General features: G+C 46.1%; 12 protein-coding genes. 6 read left to right on the top strand and 6 right to left on the bottom strand.

What is annotated here, in order from left to right:
* Positions 1 to 65: 65 nt before the first annotated feature.
* Positions 66 to 3,089: an amidohydrolase family protein gene (locus ACFQ2O_RS04015; RefSeq protein ID WP_377523122.1), complete on the top strand. Its 3,024-nt coding sequence runs from the start codon at positions 66 to 68 to the stop codon at positions 3,087 to 3,089.
* 41 nt (positions 3,090 to 3,130) lie between these two features.
* Positions 3,131 to 4,474 carry an amidohydrolase family protein gene (locus ACFQ2O_RS04010; protein WP_377523121.1) on the top strand — a complete coding sequence of 448 codons (1,344 nt, stop codon included), beginning with the start codon at positions 3,131 to 3,133 and terminating at the stop codon, positions 4,472 to 4,474.
* Between the two features lie 228 nt (positions 4,475 to 4,702).
* Here the strand turns inward: ACFQ2O_RS04010 and ACFQ2O_RS04005 are convergent, their stop codons facing one another.
* Both ACFQ2O_RS04005 and ACFQ2O_RS04000 read right to left on the bottom strand, forming a co-directional pair.
* Positions 4,703 to 6,502, bottom strand: coding sequence for a M61 family metallopeptidase (locus ACFQ2O_RS04005; protein WP_377523120.1), 1,800 nt, complete (start codon positions 6,500 to 6,502; stop codon positions 4,703 to 4,705).
* A 167-nt stretch (positions 6,503 to 6,669) separates the two neighbouring features.
* Positions 6,670 to 8,304, bottom strand: a complete 1,635-nt coding sequence (locus ACFQ2O_RS04000) for a catalase (protein WP_377523119.1) — start codon at positions 8,302 to 8,304, stop codon at positions 6,670 to 6,672.
* 522 nt (positions 8,305 to 8,826) lie between these two features.
* Here ACFQ2O_RS04000 and ACFQ2O_RS03995 point away from each other — a divergent pair.
* Both ACFQ2O_RS03995 and ACFQ2O_RS03990 read left to right on the top strand, forming a co-directional pair.
* Positions 8,827 to 9,753: a hypothetical protein gene (locus ACFQ2O_RS03995; RefSeq protein ID WP_377523118.1), complete on the top strand. Its 927-nt coding sequence runs from the start codon at positions 8,827 to 8,829 to the stop codon at positions 9,751 to 9,753.
* A gap of 185 nt (positions 9,754 to 9,938) precedes the next feature.
* Positions 9,939 to 10,448, top strand: a complete 510-nt coding sequence (locus ACFQ2O_RS03990) for an META domain-containing protein (protein ID WP_377523117.1) — start codon at positions 9,939 to 9,941, stop codon at positions 10,446 to 10,448.
* Positions 10,449 to 10,566: 118 nt separating this feature from the next.
* Here the strand turns inward: ACFQ2O_RS03990 and ACFQ2O_RS03985 are convergent, their stop codons facing one another.
* The gene (locus ACFQ2O_RS03985; protein ID WP_377523116.1) at positions 10,567 to 11,007 is read right to left on the bottom strand and encodes a hypothetical protein; all 441 of its coding nucleotides are present in this window, start codon (positions 11,005 to 11,007) and stop codon (positions 10,567 to 10,569) included.
* 887 nt (positions 11,008 to 11,894) lie between these two features.
* Here ACFQ2O_RS03985 and ACFQ2O_RS03980 point away from each other — a divergent pair.
* A complete protein-coding gene (locus ACFQ2O_RS03980; RefSeq protein ID WP_377523115.1) occupies positions 11,895 to 13,445 on the top strand; it encodes a gluconokinase in 1,551 nt (516 codons plus the stop codon).
* A gap of 10 nt (positions 13,446 to 13,455) precedes the next feature.
* Positions 13,456 to 14,355: a phosphogluconate dehydrogenase (NAD(+)-dependent, decarboxylating) gene (gene gnd / locus ACFQ2O_RS03975; RefSeq protein ID WP_377523114.1), complete on the top strand. Its 900-nt coding sequence runs from the start codon at positions 13,456 to 13,458 to the stop codon at positions 14,353 to 14,355.
* A 221-nt stretch (positions 14,356 to 14,576) separates the two neighbouring features.
* On the opposite strand, the gene ACFQ2O_RS03970 is transcribed toward gnd, so the two are convergent.
* The 3 genes from ACFQ2O_RS03970 to ACFQ2O_RS03960 are packed head-to-tail and all read right to left on the bottom strand — an operon-like array spanning position 14,577 to position 16,282.
* Positions 14,577 to 15,269 carry a hypothetical protein gene (locus ACFQ2O_RS03970; RefSeq protein ID WP_377523113.1) on the bottom strand — a complete coding sequence of 231 codons (693 nt, stop codon included), beginning with the start codon at positions 15,267 to 15,269 and terminating at the stop codon, positions 14,577 to 14,579.
* Between the two features lie 12 nt (positions 15,270 to 15,281).
* Positions 15,282 to 15,563 carry a GNAT family N-acetyltransferase gene (locus tag ACFQ2O_RS03965; RefSeq protein WP_377523112.1) on the bottom strand — a complete coding sequence of 94 codons (282 nt, stop codon included), beginning with the start codon at positions 15,561 to 15,563 and terminating at the stop codon, positions 15,282 to 15,284.
* Between the two features lie 2 nt (positions 15,564 to 15,565).
* On the bottom strand, positions 15,566 to 16,282 hold the full coding sequence (locus tag ACFQ2O_RS03960; RefSeq protein WP_377523111.1) for a hypothetical protein: 717 nt from the start codon (positions 16,280 to 16,282) through the stop codon (positions 15,566 to 15,568).
* Positions 16,283 to 16,335: the final 53 nt, after the last annotated feature.

Raw genomic sequence — 16,335 nt, 5'->3', positions numbered from 1 at the left:
ATGCTGATGCTTAACTTAATAGCCGAAACTATATCTAACCTATAACTACTTCACCAATCCAACGAATGAAAAAAGTTCTAACCATTGCAGCTTGTCTTGCCTTTAGCGCAGGCGGTGTAATGGCGCAGGAAACATTTCCGCGCAATGGAGTGTACGATGAGCGCTCCGGGCTTGTGGCTTTTACCAATGCCACTGTCCACACCGATTATAAAACCGCAATTCCCAACGCAACCCTGATCATTCGTAACGGCAAAGTAGAGGCTGTTGGTACTAATGTGAAAGTACCGGCCGGAGCCGTGGTGATGGATGCCAAAGGCAAGCACATCTATCCTGGCTTGGTAGATATGTACACCAGCTATGGCCTTCCGGAAGTAAAGGCAGAACGCAGAAGCTGGCGTGCTGCCCCGCAAATGGAGTCTGAGAAGCAGGGAGCCTTTAACTGGAACCAAGCCATTAGGCCAGAAACAAATGCAGTAGAGCTGTTTAAAGTAGATAGTAAGCAGGCGGGGGAGTTGCGCAAGCAGGGCTTCGGAACAGTGCTGGCTGTGCATCGTGATGGAATAGCCCGCGGTACAGCGGCTCTGGTAACACTAGCCGAAAAGCGCGAAAACGAGGTAGTGCTGAAAGACAAAGCCGCTGGCGCACTTTCTTTTGATAAAGGTTCTTCTAAACAGGATTATCCCAGCTCACTGATGGGTTCTGTTGCCTTGCTGCGCCAGACGTACCTGGATGCTCAATGGAATGCGCAAAATCCTGGCAGAGAGCAGAATATTTCGCTTACCGCCTTTTCACAGGCAAATAGCTTTCCTCAGATTTTTGAGGCCGACAATAAGCTGAATGCGCTTCGTGCCGATAAAGTAGGCGATGAGTTTGGCAAGCAGTATATCATAAAAGGTGCAGGTGATGAGTACCAGGCACTGCCGCAGATTAAAGCTACAAACGCGCCCATCATTCTTTCACTGGATTTTCCGAACGCTTACAATGTAGAAGACCCCTTTGATGCACGTCGTGTATCGCTGGAAGATATGAAGCATTGGGAAATGGCGCCAGCCAATGCGGCGCTGCTGCAGAAAGCCGGTGTTACCATTGCCTTCACAGCAAACGATCTGAAGGACAAGAAAGACTTTTTGCCAAACCTGCGCAAAGCCGTGAAGTATGGCTTGAGCGAAGAAGAGGCCTTGAAAGCTTTAACAGCTACACCAGCTAAATTACTAAATGCTGATAACATGGTGGGTAGCTTAAACAAAGGTATGCTAGCTAACTTCATTATCACAACCGATAATCTTTTCTCAGAAGATGGTGTCATCTTAGAAAACTGGGTACAGGGTGAGCAATACAAAATCTCAGAAGTGCCGGCTGATTACCGTGGCGTTTATACGTTAAAGTTAGGCAACGGTGCTGAGCGCAAGCTATTGATTGCTGGTTCTGCTGAAAAGCCTGATTTAAAGGTTATCGCGCAGGACACGGTTAAAGGTAACATCAGCTTTAAAGGCAATTTGGTTACCATCTCTTTTGCAGATAAAAAAGACAGCAAAGAAAGCATCCGTCTGAGCGGATGGGTAGCAGATAAAAACCTGCAAGGCGAAGGGCAATTGCCAAACGCCACTGCTGTAAAATGGACAGCGGCTTTTTCTGAAGCTATGACGGAGCAGGAGAAGAAAGACCGCACCAGGAAAGAAGCTGATACTAGCGTTGGCAGCATGATTTTCCCGTTCCGCGCCTTCGGTCAGGCAGAGCTGCCTAAGCAGGAAACCATCTTAATTAAAAACGCCACTGTTTGGACAAACGAGAAAGAAGGTAAGTTAGAGAATGCTGATGTGCTGCTGAAAAATGGTAAAATTGCCAAAGTAGGTAAAAACCTGAGTGAGTCAGGTGCCAAAGTAATTGATGGCACTGGCAAGCATGTGACACCGGGTATTATTGATGAGCACTCGCACATTGCCTTAGATGATGTAAACGAAGGCTCACAGTCAGTAACGTCAGAAGTACGCATGGCTGACGTAGTAAATCCGGAGGATATCAACATCTACCGTCAGTTGGCAGGTGGTGTAACCACTTCACAATTATTACACGGTTCTGCCAACCCTATTGGTGGGCAGTCGGCAATTGTTAAGCTGCGCTGGGGCAAGAGTGCTGATGAAATGCTGGTAAAAGGTGCTGATGGCTACATTAAGTTTGCTTTGGGTGAGAACGTAAAGCAGTCTAACTGGGGTAGCACGCAAACTATTCGTTTCCCGCAATCCAGAATGGGTGTGGAGCAGGTTTTTGTAGATGCCTTTACACGTGCCAAAGAGTATGAGCAGGCGTTGAAAAACTACGACAAGTTGAGCAAGCGCGAGAAGTCTAAAACAGCTGCTCCTCGCCGTGATCTGGAATTAGACGCCTTGGTAGAGATTCTGAATGAAAAACGTTTTATCACGTGCCACTCTTATGTGCAGTCAGAGATTAACATGTTGATGAATGTGGCTGATGAGATGGGCTTCAAAGTGAATACGTTCACGCATATTCTGGAAGGTTACAAAGTGGCTGATAAAATGAAAGAGCATGGCGTAGGCGGCTCAACCTTCGGCGACTGGTGGGCTTACAAGATGGAAGTGAAAGATGCGATTCCGCAGAACGCAGGCATTATGAACCAAATGGGTATTGTAACAGCCATCAACTCTGATGATGCAGAGATGGCCCGTCGCCTGAACCAGGAGGCTGCCAAAAGCGTGAAGTATACTGGCATGAGCGAAGAAGATGCCCTGAAAATGGTAACGCTGAACCCCGCTAAACTCCTGCACCTCGACAACAAAATAGGCAGCTTAAAAGAAGGCAAAGACGCTGACGTGGTACTATGGAATGAGAACCCGCTGTCTATCTACGCCAAACCACTCAAGACATTTGTGGATGGTGTTGCTTACTACGATGTGGAGCGGGACGAGCAGATGCGCCAGGATCTGGAGAAAGAGCGTATGCGCCTGGTGCAGAAAATGCTGAACGAGAAAACGGGTGGTGCCAAAACACAGCCTATCAAGAGCAGCAAAGTGCATGTAGTGCATTGCGAAGATGTAGCACACAACGAGGAAGAATCTTACTTCGCATATTAAAAGACGCAAGACTTTTTGTGGTCAAATCAAAATTGAAAAACATGAAGATTCATAAAAGATATATTTCTGCTTTAGTGGCACTGTTATTTGCAGTACCAGTTATGGCGCAGGTTCCGGCTCCGGCGGCAAAGCAAAGCAAGCCAATGCTGTTTAAGGGAGCTACATTGCACATTGGCAACGGCCAGGTGATAGAGAATGCCGCCGTAGGGTTTGATAAAGGCAAAATAACATATGCCGGTCCGCAAAGCGGCGCTAACCTGAGTGGCTATGAAGTGATAGACGTAACAGGGCAGCATATTTATCCGGGCCTGATTCAGCCAAATGCAACACTTGGCTTAAATGAAGTGGAGAGCGTACGCGCTACCATCGACTGGCGCGAAGTAGGGGAGATGAACCCGAATGTACGTTCTGTAATCGCCTATAATACCGACTCTGATATCATCCCGACAGTAAGAGCTAATGGAGTGCTGATGACACAGCTGACACCTGTAGGTGGTACTATCTCAGGTTCATCGTCTATCGTGCAGCTGGATGCCTGGAACTGGGAAGATGCCATTGTAAAGGCAGATGAAGGAATACACCTGAACTGGCCAAGTATGTTGATTGAGACAGGTAATAGCCGTAACGACGAACGACTAAAGCGTATGGGCGAAGAGCGGGAGAAAACCATGCTGGAGATGGAGAAGTTGTTCCGAGATGCCGCTGTGTATAAATCGGGCAAGCAGAGCAACGAAAACCTGAAACTGTCATCTATGGTGGGTTTGTTTGATGGCTCTAAAAAGCTGTACATCCATGCCAACTATGGCAAAGAGCTGATTGAAGGTATAAACTTTGCCAAAAAGCAAGGCGTGAAGGATATTGTTGTAGTTGGTGCCCGCGATGCCGTTGCTGTAGTCGACTTCCTGAAAGCAAACAACGTGGCGGTGATTTACTCTGGCGTACATGCCTTGCCGTCTCGTGCGGAGGAGGATGTGGATATGCCGTACAAAACGCCTTACCTGTTGCACAAAGCTGGCGTTCCGTTTGCCCTGGATTATGACCTGGCTATACATGGTATCCGTAACCTGCCTTTTATAGCAGGCACTGCCGCTGCTTATGGCTTAGATAAAGAGCAGGCGTTGGCAGCAGTTTCGCTCAACACTGCTAAGATTCTGGGAGTAGATAAGCAGGTTGGTTCTGTAGAAGTAGGTAAAGACGCCACACTGGTTGTTTCTACTGGCGACCTGCTGGACATGCGAACCAACAATGTAACCTACGCCTTCATTCAGGGCCGAAATGTAGATCTGAACAATAAGCAAAAATACCTGTACGAGAAGTTCGAGAACAAGTATAAAGCGCAACAACAGCAGGTGCCAGCTAGTGCTACCTCCGCTGCTGGAAACTAATCCTATACTTAGATCAGCACATAAAAAAGGCTGCCTACTTGGCAGCCTTTTTTATGTGCTTTATTTCTGAAACAGAAGCCACCACCTTAAGCACTATATTGAAAACTACCTTTATATTCAATACCCGGTATTTTTGCTGCAATAGGAGGTGTTAGGCAAAAGAAAGCCCCTGCACCAAGGGTACAGGGGCTAAATCAGGGAAATTTATAAACAAACAACAAACTCTTATTACAGATTCTTCATCCACGCCTGGCGCAGTGCTAGTTGCTGCTGCGAAGCCTGCTCATTTACCTTAAACTGGTGTTTTAATTCTGCTTCCTGTTCCAGCATTTTTGCATTTACCTCTATAGTTTTCCCGTCGCGCTCTACCATCAAAGCATAAGCATCTCCTGGGTTCAGGGCAACAAGCTTTACCAGCTCCTGGTTAGCGTTCTGGAGTGTAACGGCAGTACCGTTCAAGGCTACTAGTGCATCTCCCTCCTGCAGGCCAAATTGCCGGGCGTTTTCTACCACCTTTACCAGGCGCAGTTTACCATCGGGTACGGCAAAGGTATAGCCGAGCGCCTTTGTCTTTTCTCCATTTTTCTCAGATGCAACGTAGTCAATACCTACTTTGCTGTAGTATTCCACCAGTGGTAGTGGGGCAGTGTTTTTCACGTAGCTGTTAAAGAAAGCTCCAATTTCAGGGTAGGTTTTAGCTGTGAAGATGTCAAAGAACTCATTTTCAGGGAAGGCTTTATTGGGGCCATACTCCTTCGACAACTCATTGATCACCTCACGCAGGCCGCGCTTGCCATCAGACAACTCCAGCAGGCGGATATCCAGTAAGGTGGCTACCACGGCACCTCGCATGTAAATGTTGCCATACTGCTGCTGCCCTTCCGGCGTATAGGAAGTAAGGGCGAGTTTCTGGAGGCTATAGTTTTTATCCATCTGCTCATCTATTGTCAGCTTCTCGCGCTGGTCTTTTAGGTATGCAGTCAGGTCCATCATGCCTCCGCGCAGCTGCATCATATCGGAGGCCCACTCGGTGGTGCCTTCGTATAGCCACAGGTGCTGAGATGGTGTAGGCTTCACAAAGTTAAAGCGCTCGATCACCTCAGAGTGAATATTAAGTGGCGTGATGATATGAAAGAATTCATGCGCTGCAATATCCGTTAGTTGCTGTGCATAGGCCGGAGTTAACTCCTGTTCCTTCATCACATATTCAGAGCTGTAAGAGTGTTCCCAGGCTCCCCACGATACATCCTCAAAATGGTACAGGAAAGTATAACGGTCTACCGGAAAATCTACCACAAACTTATGGGCAGCACCCAGCATGGTTGTCATGTTCTGCAGCAGGTCATCAGACTTTATCTTTCCTGTCTTAGAGTAAGTATAAATATCGATGGTGGTGCCTTCGTAGTTTGTTTCGGCTTTTGTCAGATTGCCCAGCAGGATCGGGGAATCCACAATATGATCGTAACTGTTGGCTGCGTAATAACCTTTGGCATCTTTAGGTAAGGCGGTACCAACCAGCCACTCCTGTGGGTGCTCTAACTTAATGCGCATAGGTTGTGCCTGCAAGCCCTGCACGTAGCCAAATACGCCCTGCCCGTTAATCAAAGCATGGTCCTGCTCCAGTGAGGTGCCGCACATGCCGTAAATTTTATTCTCATTTACAGGAGTATCCCATGTCTCGGAAATCTGGTAAGTTATTTTACGTACTTTTTCTGGCTTGCTCAGTTGCCATTGGTTGGTGCTTAGCTGCTTCACCTCCAATTCACGTCCTTTTTTGTCGTACGCTTTAAATTCATGTACAAAGCGGCCAATGTCCATGGTTTGGTAAGTGCCGGGTGCTGTAGAGGCAAACTGATAAACACTGTTCTCAGCTTTCAGGCCTTTCACTTCCAGTAACACTTTAAAACGATCATCAGCGCGGTCGTTCAGGTTAACGGTATAGGTTAGTTCAGGACCTTTGGCAGCCTCTGCGTTTGGTGACAACGAAAGTATGGCTAGCAACCCGAGAGCCGCAGTTAGTTTCTTCATATGCTTGGAAATGGCTTTATCTTTAATCTAAAGCTATAAAAGCAAATTACCACTAACTAACGAAATAGATGAACCTGCTTAACTTCTCGACCAATTAGGTTTCCGAACAAGTATAAAAAGAAAAAGGCTACCTAAAGTAGGTAGCCTTTTCACAAGGGTTTATGTAGTTAGTATGGTTTTGCAGAATGGGAATTGTCCTGTGCCTGCTTCACGGCTTCTTCTCCGGTAGTGTTGCCTAATGGCCCATCAGTACCTTCTGGCATTTCTTTTTTCATCTTCATCATTTTTTCAGTCATCATCTGGATGCCCTCTTTTACCCTACGGCCATAGTCTTCGTCAGCCTGTGTAAAGTGTTCTACCATCTTATCCTGAATTCGCTTATCGCAAGAGGCAAGGTCACCAGACAGGTTTGAGATCAGTTCGTCACGCTCCCAATCTTCAAAATTGCGATAAGTTTCTCCGGCTTGCTTGAACGGATTCGTACGGTCGATGGCTGCGCGTGTCAGGTTAGCTTCGTAGCGCGGCATGTAATCTTTGCCTGGCTTTGGAGCCTCTGCTAATCCGCCTAACACAGATGGTTCGTAGTTTACGTGTTTGTTCTGACCCTCTGCCCAATCTGTTTTGTAAGACATGGCACCACCACGCTGATTTGTTTGTACCTGCTTCTTAGGAGCGTTTATTGGCAACTGAAGATAGTTAGCACCTACACGGTAGCGTTGTGTATCAGAGTAAGAGAAGGTACGGCCCTGCAGCATTTTATCGTCCGAGAATTCCAGGCCGTCTACCAGCACACCTGTACCAAAGGCAGAAAGTTCTACTTCGTTAAAGTAATCTTCAGGGTTTTTGTTCAGCGTCATTTTGCCAACTGGCATAAACGGAAACTGATCTTGTGGCCAAAGCTTAGTATCATCAAGGGGATCGAAGTCCAGTTCAGGATGCTCCTCATCGCTCATAATTTGTACATTCAGCTCCCACTCTGGAAAGTCGCCACGTTCAATGGCTTCGTATAAGTCTTGCGTAGCGTGGTTAAAGTTCTTCGCCTGTATTTCCTGAGCCTCTTTGCCTGTCAGGTTGCGGATACCTTGCTTAAGCGGCTCCCAGTGGTACTTCACGATTACGGCTTCACCGTCAGCGTTTACCCATTTATAGGTATTAACGCCTGAACCCTGCATCTGGCGGTAATTAGCTGGTATACCCCATGGCGAGTACAGGAATGTTACCATGTGAGTTGCCTCAGGGGTGCCAGAGAAAAAGTCGAAGATACGCTCGGCACTCTGTATGTTTGTGATGGGGTCTGGCTTCTGAGAGTGAATCAGGTCCGGAAATTTCATGGCGTCACGGATGAAGAATATCTTCAGGTTGTTACCTACTAAATCCCAGTTACCATCTTCGGTATAAAATTTAACAGCAAAGCCACGCGGGTCACGCAGTGTTTCAGGTGAGCCGGATGGGTGCCCCACCGTAGAAAAGCGAACGAATACTGGCGTCTGCTTTCCTTTTTCCTGAAACAGTTTAGCACGGGTATACTTTGCAATTGGTTGATCGCCCACTTTTCCGTAAGCTTCAAACACACCATGTGCACCGGCTCCTCGGGCGTGCACTACGCGCTCTGGTACACGTTCACGATCGAAGTGAGATATCTTTTCGATGAAGTGATAGTTCTCCATAGTAGCGGGACCACGGTTACCAACTGTGCGAATGTTCTGGTTGTCGGTTACCGGGTGGCCTTGCCTGGTGGTAAGTTGATTGCCGTTCTGCTGGCTACCGTTTTGCTGTTCTTTGCCGTTGCCGTTTGACTCCATAATGTAGTGTTGTAATAGGTTTGAATGATTGTCTATTGATAGTTATACTCAATATCCTTAAGGAATGGTTATAGATTGTGTCAATGATATATAGGCGAGGACTATAACCGCAGCTTAATAGACATAGAGGCTGTATAGTTAAAACAGCACATGCCTGGAAGCTCTATTTTTGCTTTATATAGTTGATGCATTTACATAAGCCTGTGCCTGTTTATACTTTACTAATAGGAGCTAGGTTGTACTTTAGCGCAAATACTATGCTTTATGTAGACTAACTGATAAACAACACGTTAACTGTGATTTGCCTGCTACTTTTGCAACTGTTTTCCATTTGTATCTATACTTTAATTTTAGAGTTGAAGTCGGGAATGGAGTCTGTTAAAACAGTCAGTCTTGCCCTGAGCTGGGAAAAAGATCTATAGCGTTTGAACAGCCTGTTTAACCCTTAATAGAGGCTTAATGAAAACGTAAGCGACAGTTGTGCGTTAAAAGGTATAAGTATACAACTAAAGAACCTTAACTATGGAAAGAGATAATAGAAATTATAACCGCGAGTTTGAACGTAAACTACATAACAACGATCGCAATCATAACAATCAAGCCTTTGGGTCGGGTGACTATGACCGTAACAATAACCGGGACAGAAGCTTTGAAAACTATAGAGACCGTTACGACAACCACCGTGGCAATTACTATGGTATGTCTAACGATGATTATGAATACCGCAATGTACGCAGCACAGGCTCTACAGCATTTGGTAGTGGCCCGGTAAGCAGCAATAACGCTAGCAGTAACCGAAGCGAATCTGGCAACCGAGATCAGGAAAACTACCGCTACGGAGACCCAAACCCATACATGAGCAATAGGCGCAACAGTAGTGGCTATGAAGCCTCAAGAGGCACAGGTTGGGATCGTCATGATAACTATGGCACCACAAACAGCAACCGAAGCACAAACTATAATGCCGGACACGATAACGATGATTACTCGCGTCAGAATAATAGCTATCAGTATAGCGGACAAGGGCGCCGGTACAACGATTTTAACCGCGATGAGAACAGAAAAATGAATAGCGGCGACAGCGGCTATAATATGCTTGGGATAGATGCCTATACTGATCGTGGAGACCATGACCGCAGCTATACAGATAACAGCTACCGCCGCGGTAATGATAGCAACAACTTCTACGAAGGCCATTATAACAACAGTGAGCGTATGAACCGTGGCAGCATCCGTAACTCTGGAAGCAGCAGCAACGATGATACCTATGCAAGCGGCCTGTATGCAAGCAACCGCTCGTATAACAGCGACCATCGCAACAACGATAATGATGACTATGATTACAGCCAGCGTAGCAGCCGTTACCGCAAGCCGGGCGAAAGCTCTGGTCCGGATTATAGTGCCGATTCAGGTGCCGGTGATTATGGATACAAAACTACCCGTGCTTAAAACTTAAAATCATATAATAGCAAAGCCCACAGAACTCCTGTGGGTTTTGTTTTGCCCTATTTCAGAGCCTGTTTAAAATTCATCCTTTGCAAAACGAAATGAAAACATGCTCCTGCCCTTTGGGTTTCGTAGATACTAAAATGCTTCTGAATCGAAGTCTGAGATAGATATTAACCCTTACAATAATGAAAAAGCTGAATTATGTAGTACCATTCCTGCTGGTGTTTTTGTTTGCCGTTGGCTGTACAGTTCAAAACAAAAACCAAGCTGCTGAAGATTATACCATCAAAGACGCCTACTGGAGCTTGTATGCCCTGGAAGGCGAAGATGTACAACGGCCGCAGAACACCATGACGGCTTTTATACGCTTTCAGGAAAACGACAACGATGTGCACGGTTTTACAGGCTGCAACAAGTTCTTCGGTAAGTATGAAGTAGGAGAAGAAACGCTAAAAATGTCTAAGTTGGGTTCTACCCGTATGGCTTGTCCGCTTATGGAGCAGGAAAACATGTTTATGGCCATACTTGACAGAGTAGATTCCTACCGCATTTCCAATAATTTTCTAACACTGTATGCAGGTGGAAACGCAGTGGCTACCTTTGTGTCCGGCACCGAGCAGAGTATCGACAATGATGTGACAGAAGAAGTAGAAGAGCGGGTGGACATAGAAATAGACAGTGTAGGGATTTACTAAGTTGTTATACTGTCTGGCTTAAAGAAGCACTAACCGCTGAGGTCATAAATAAAACACGGGGCTATACTATAGTATAGCCCCGTGTTTTTGAGAGGAAGTATAAACTATCTATTTTGTTCTAAGCCTGCGTCTTCAGAAGCAGGTCATTAAATTTCTCGAGTAGGTTTATGTACTTACGCTGGAGATTAACCAGCTCCTGTTCACAGTCGCGCAGGTTGTTAATTTTATAAGCTTCCTGTGGTTCTCCATCAAACGGAAGCAATAAGCTAGTGCTGAGTTGAGGCTGTGACTTAGGAACTTCTTTCTTTACAGTTTTACTCAAATGTGGGAATTCATGTGCAAAATCGTGATGGATCACCTCACCTAACTTTAAAATAAAGCTATACGGAATGCTGGATTCCTTAAACTTATTGTAAAGTGTTTTACGGCTGATGCTCATTTTCTCAGCCACTACGCCAATTGCCACGCCACTAGACTTGATGGCATCTTTTATTACTTCTCCTCTGTGTGTATTGGTTTTCATCATTGTATGCAGCACGTTACCTGTTTGTGTAACCATAGATTCCTTTACAAAAATAGGTAATCAGTATGTACGAAATGTGAATGTGGACAAATTTTACACGACTTAAGCTTTGGAGAGGTGTAGATATTTTGCAAATGGTTGATTATGTTTGCTTTACAGCTTTTCATGGAGATGATTACCCACAACTTATCTACATTTCTATACTTTATCCACAGCATACTTTTTGATGTTTTATTCTCTTTAAGTATAAAATAGCCTTCAGCCATTTGTTGGAGGCTATAGCTTTTACTTTTGTTTCTGCTTTTTCAGTCCTTAGCCTTCTTTATATCTGAAGTACGTAGGCAGCAGGCTCAAAAAGGCTCAGTAAAGCCATCAGGCTATACTCCTTATTATTAGTTTCTCTTACATAATTTACCTAAGCAGGCAGGCGCGTAGCTCTAACTGCGCTATGAAAATGCAGTTGCTCTATCATAAAACTTTAAAACAGCTAAGAACTTTTAGCCCTGACGCCATATTGGGTAGGATCGCGCAGAATTGGAGAAAGATGTGTAAAAGCCATGTGTAAAGCAAAAGGTCGTGTCAGGCACAGCAGCAGGTTGTGCTTTATACATTGCTGCAGTTTAGGAGTGGGTGCGTCTTTTCCTTCTTATTAAGTATGAACAGCCTGTATGGCAGTTATATAGAGCAGCACAACGATGGCTGAAGCAAGTATACTTCTGATAAACTTAGCACATATAGCGTAACCGCAGGAATGGCAGCAAATGGTATACGCAAAACAATGAAAGCTGCTGCTGCAGTTATACTAATTTGTTCCAACCATACTTGCGTTAGAGCCCGACTCAAGTATGGTTGGCTACTCTTTTTCAGCAACAATGTAAAACATTAGCGCGCTGCTGCGTAAGCTTAATCTAAAAGAAACACACATGCAGCAAAGCACCATTGTTGGCGTAGATATTGGTACCACCAGCACTAAAGCAGTGGCTTTCGGGCTTAATGGCGAGGTGCTGTTTCAGCAGTCCGTAGGTTATCCTATACTTAGCGAAGAGGCGGGGCAGGCTGAACAGGACCCTGAGCAGGTGCTGGAGGCGGTGCTAAAGGCGCTGGAGGAGGTGGTGGAGTGGCTACAGGATTATAGCTTTAAGCTGGAGGGCGTTAGTTTCAGCAGTGCCATGCACAGCCTGATTGCCATGGATGCCTCCGGTAATCCTCTTACCCGTTGCATTATCTGGGCAGACACCCGCAGCCATATTTGCGCAGATAGCATTAAGAAGAGCGCCTTAGGGCATAAAATATACTTACAGACGGGTACGCCCATTCATCCTATGTCGCCGCTGGCCAAGCTTTGCTGGCTTAGGCAGGAGCAACCGTATGTTTTTGAACGTGCCGCCATGTTTATCGGCATCAAAGAGTATGTGCTGTACCAATTGTTTGGCGAGTATAAAATCGACTATTCTATTGCCTCGGCCACTGGTCTGTTCAATATCTTTGAGCTAAACTGGCATGCAGACGCATTGCAACTGGCAGGTGTTAACGCATCGCAGTTACCAACGCCTGTACCTACCACGCATATTTTTTCAGGTATAAAATCCCGGTTTGCTTCCAGGCTGCCTATTCCCGCTGCTACCCCGTTTATTATTGGCGCAAGCGATGGATGCCTTGCTAATCTGGCCTCGCATGGGGTGCGGCCCGGTGAGGCGGTTGTAACAATCGGTACCAGCGGTGCCGTACGCACCATGGCCAATAAACCCGCCACTGACAGGCAGGAACGCTTGTTCAGCTATATTCTGAATGAAGACCATTTTGTGCTAGGCGGTGCTGTAAATAATGGCGGTGTGGCTCTCCGTTGGTTTAGGGATACTTTTTATACAGCCGAAACCGCTGAGGCCATTGCCAAGGAACAAGACATATATGAGCTACTGAACGAGGTGGCCGAAACTGTACCGGCAGGTGCTGAAGGGCTGCTGTTTCTGCCTTACCTGCTGGGCGAGCGTGCCCCTGTGTGGGATGGAGCTGCCCGCGCCTGTTTTATTGGGGCCAACTTTAACCACACACGGCCTCATTTCCTAAGAGCGGTTATGGAAGGGGTAATATTTGGCGTATACAGCGTTGTGCAGGCGCTGGAGCAGGTGGCTGGGCCAATACCCGTTATCTACGCCAATGGCGGCTTTGCTTTCTCGGAGCTTTGGGTGCAAATGCTCGCCGATATATCCGGCAAAAAAGTATACTTAACGGAAACACCTGAAGGCTCTGCCTTTGGGGCTGCTATTATGGGCATGTTCGCTTTAAAGCTGATTCCCTCGCTGGAGGAAGCGGATGAAATGATCCGCATCAGTAAAACATTTGTGCCGGATGCGCAGCTAAACCAACTCTACCAGCGGCAATACAACGTTTTCAAGACGCTATACCCTAAGCTGAAAGACAGTTTTGAGGAGCTTGCAAGTATACAGTATAAACAAACAGAACAGGAAAACTAAAGATAAAGCTATGCAAATAGGACTGATAGGACTAGGTAAAATGGGCTATAACCTTGCCCTTAACCTCCGCGACCACAACCATGATGTGGTCGCTTTTGATCTTTCTACGGAGTCGATGGCCTCCATCGAAAAAGAAGGCGTAGCCACAGCTGCTACTATCGGTGAGTTGGTGCAAAAATTAGAGGGGCGAAAAGTAGTATGGGTAATGGTTCCGGCAGGTGCTCCCACTGATAGTGTGCTCCAGGAGCTTACGCCGCAGTTAGGTTTGGGAGATATCATCATTGATGGCGGCAACTCCAATTACAAAGACTCTGTGCTACGCGCAACCAAACTAAAACTATCAGGCATACACCTGCTGGATTGCGGTACAAGCGGAGGACTGACGGGAGCCCGAAACGGAGCTTGCACCATGGTTGGTGGTGATGCCGAAGCGTTTGATTACTGTGAAACGATATTTCGGGATGTATCGGTGGAGCGGGGCTATTTATATACGGGGAAATCAGGAAGCGGCCACTATGTGAAAATGGTACATAACGGTGTAGAGTATGGTATGATGCAGGCCATTGCCGAAGGCTTTGAGGTGCTGCACAAAAGCGAGTACGACATCAACCACAAAGAGGTGGCAAGGGTATGGAACCACGGCTCAGTAGTACGCAGCTGGCTGATGGAACTGGTTGAAAGTGCCTTTGGCAAAGATCCGCAGCTGGAGGGGCTAAAAGGCATCATGCATTCTTCCGGCGAAGGCAAATGGACAGTAGAAACCGCCTTGGAAATGGAAGTGGCTACTCCTGTTATCGCCCTTTCATTGCTGATGCGTTACCGTTCGCAGGAAAACGACACTTTTTCTGGTAAAGTAGTGGCAGCCCTGCGAAATGAGTTTGGGGGACACAAGGTAGAAAAGGCAAACTAGCTGTACCACGTTTATTAGTGTAGAAACAAAAAGGGCTCCCTTCTGAGAAGGGAGCCCTTTTTGAATATTGAAATAAATTTCAACTTTTAGCCATTCATTATAACGGAGGCTGAAGAAGAAGGTTACGGCATTTTCTAAAATAACTGTACAATTTTTTCTGCTGATTAAAATCAGTCTGACTGCATGTGTAGGAATAGGTCTTTCCTTTTCTAAATGAAAGCTTAAAAAGGAAGAGTGGCTCCCAAGCTAAAAGTAGCAGTATGCAAGGGCTGTTTGATGTTAAAGTAATTGCCTTTAACATCAAGTACCTTAAATTCAGGGCGGGTATAAACAGAGCCAGCTTCCAGATTAATGATTAATTTAGAAGTGTTGGATGAAAAGAAGTTAAATCCTGCTGCCCATCCGTAAGCAAAAGCAGTAGCTTTATCGGAAGGCATGTAGATATCTCCATACCTTGTTTCAACTTCCCAGGAAGCACTGCGGTTAAAGGACGTACCGGCAGAGCCTTTTGCATAAGCTTCTATGGCTTTACTCAGCGGAGCCCTTACATATACATCTGCCAGCGCAAAAACACTACGCCATGCTTTTGATGTATTGTCTGTCACGAGTTCGTCATCAGGCCTGATAAGTTTGTCGAGGTCATACTTGTTGTAGCGGTAGTTTACAGATGCTCCTGCGGCAATCCATTTACTAAGGCTGTAACTGTAATTTGCGTTAAGCAGGAGGCCTGCCTGTGCAAAAGAAGGATACCCATCTTCGAAAGATACATCGGAAAATTTGGCTGTAGGGACAGCAACTCCCACCTGTAGTCCAGCACGGTGTCGCTGCTTATCCGCCACGGTATCGTCCTGAGCTTGTGCATGGGCTGTAACAGACAAGCTGCAAATCAACAGAGCAAGTAACAGTTTTTTCATAGAACGATTTGCTTACTGTAGCAGGTCCTCATATTCGCTGTGCTGTTTTAGGTATTTCTGCACGGCGGTACACGAAGCAATTACTTTAAACTCCTTTTCCCGGACGTAATCAAGCCCGTGCTTGATTAATTGCTGGGCCAGTCCTTTGCCGCGGTACGACTCTGGTACAAAAGTATGTGTAAAGTTTAGCACCCCTTTCTCTGGTGTGGCATAAGCCAACTCAGCCTCTTCCTCGTTATCCAGTTTAGCGGTAAACTGCTGGTATTTTTCTTCGTGTATTATCGTGTAGTCCATATTTAAAAGCTTTTTTCGTAAAGTCTTACCTCATCAGGCTGTAGCGTAAGCACCTCCTTTTCCACGGTGCGTACGCCTGCTCTTGTTTTGATCAGGTGCACCACAACAGGTACGTTAGCGGGAACAGGTATTTTATCAGTCCGATAGGGTGATAGTGGATCAACTATAGCGGTGCAACTGTCAGTGTCGGCAGCATCTAACTTATACTTAAAGATAGCCTGGTAAGTGTCCGTCGGTTGACTATCTGCCCGCTGGGTGAGCTGGAAGTTTATGGTTGCTCGTGGGGCAACAGTATAGTTCTGGACAATAACCGTATCCCGCGTTAATTCTGAAGCATACCAAAAGCTCTCTGTTTGGCAGCTTAGGTAATCGCTGTCTAAGAAGTCGGCTGTTAGGTCTATGTACCCATCTTGCAGCTCATCATCACGAAGCAGAAAACGGAGCTCGTAGTTACCGTTGGTATCGGTTGTGGCAACGGCTTTCTTGCGTGTGCTGCCGCCCAGTGGATAGGTAGCTTTGGTCCATGTTACAAGTAGTGTAGCGCCTATTACCGGGGTTTTGCCATTGTCTGTTGATACGCGGCCTTTAATCGTGGTGCAGGAGCCAGGGCAGTATTTGCTGATGTAATCCTCTTCATGCCCACAGCCAGTTAGCAAGCATAAGAGGCCAGCTATACTTAGGAGTATACTGGCTTTCAGTAATCTGTTTGTCAGTTTCATAGCAGGCTAGGTATAAGCATTTAAAGTATAACAAGATAGAGAATATTTCTATC

It is taken from the genome of Pontibacter rugosus, from assembly GCF_042678745.1.
GTDB lineage: Bacteria > Bacteroidota > Bacteroidia > Cytophagales > Hymenobacteraceae > Pontibacter > Pontibacter rugosus.
The sequence above is the reverse complement of the archived record's forward strand: the minus strand, read 5'-3'. Positions and strand labels throughout refer to the sequence as shown.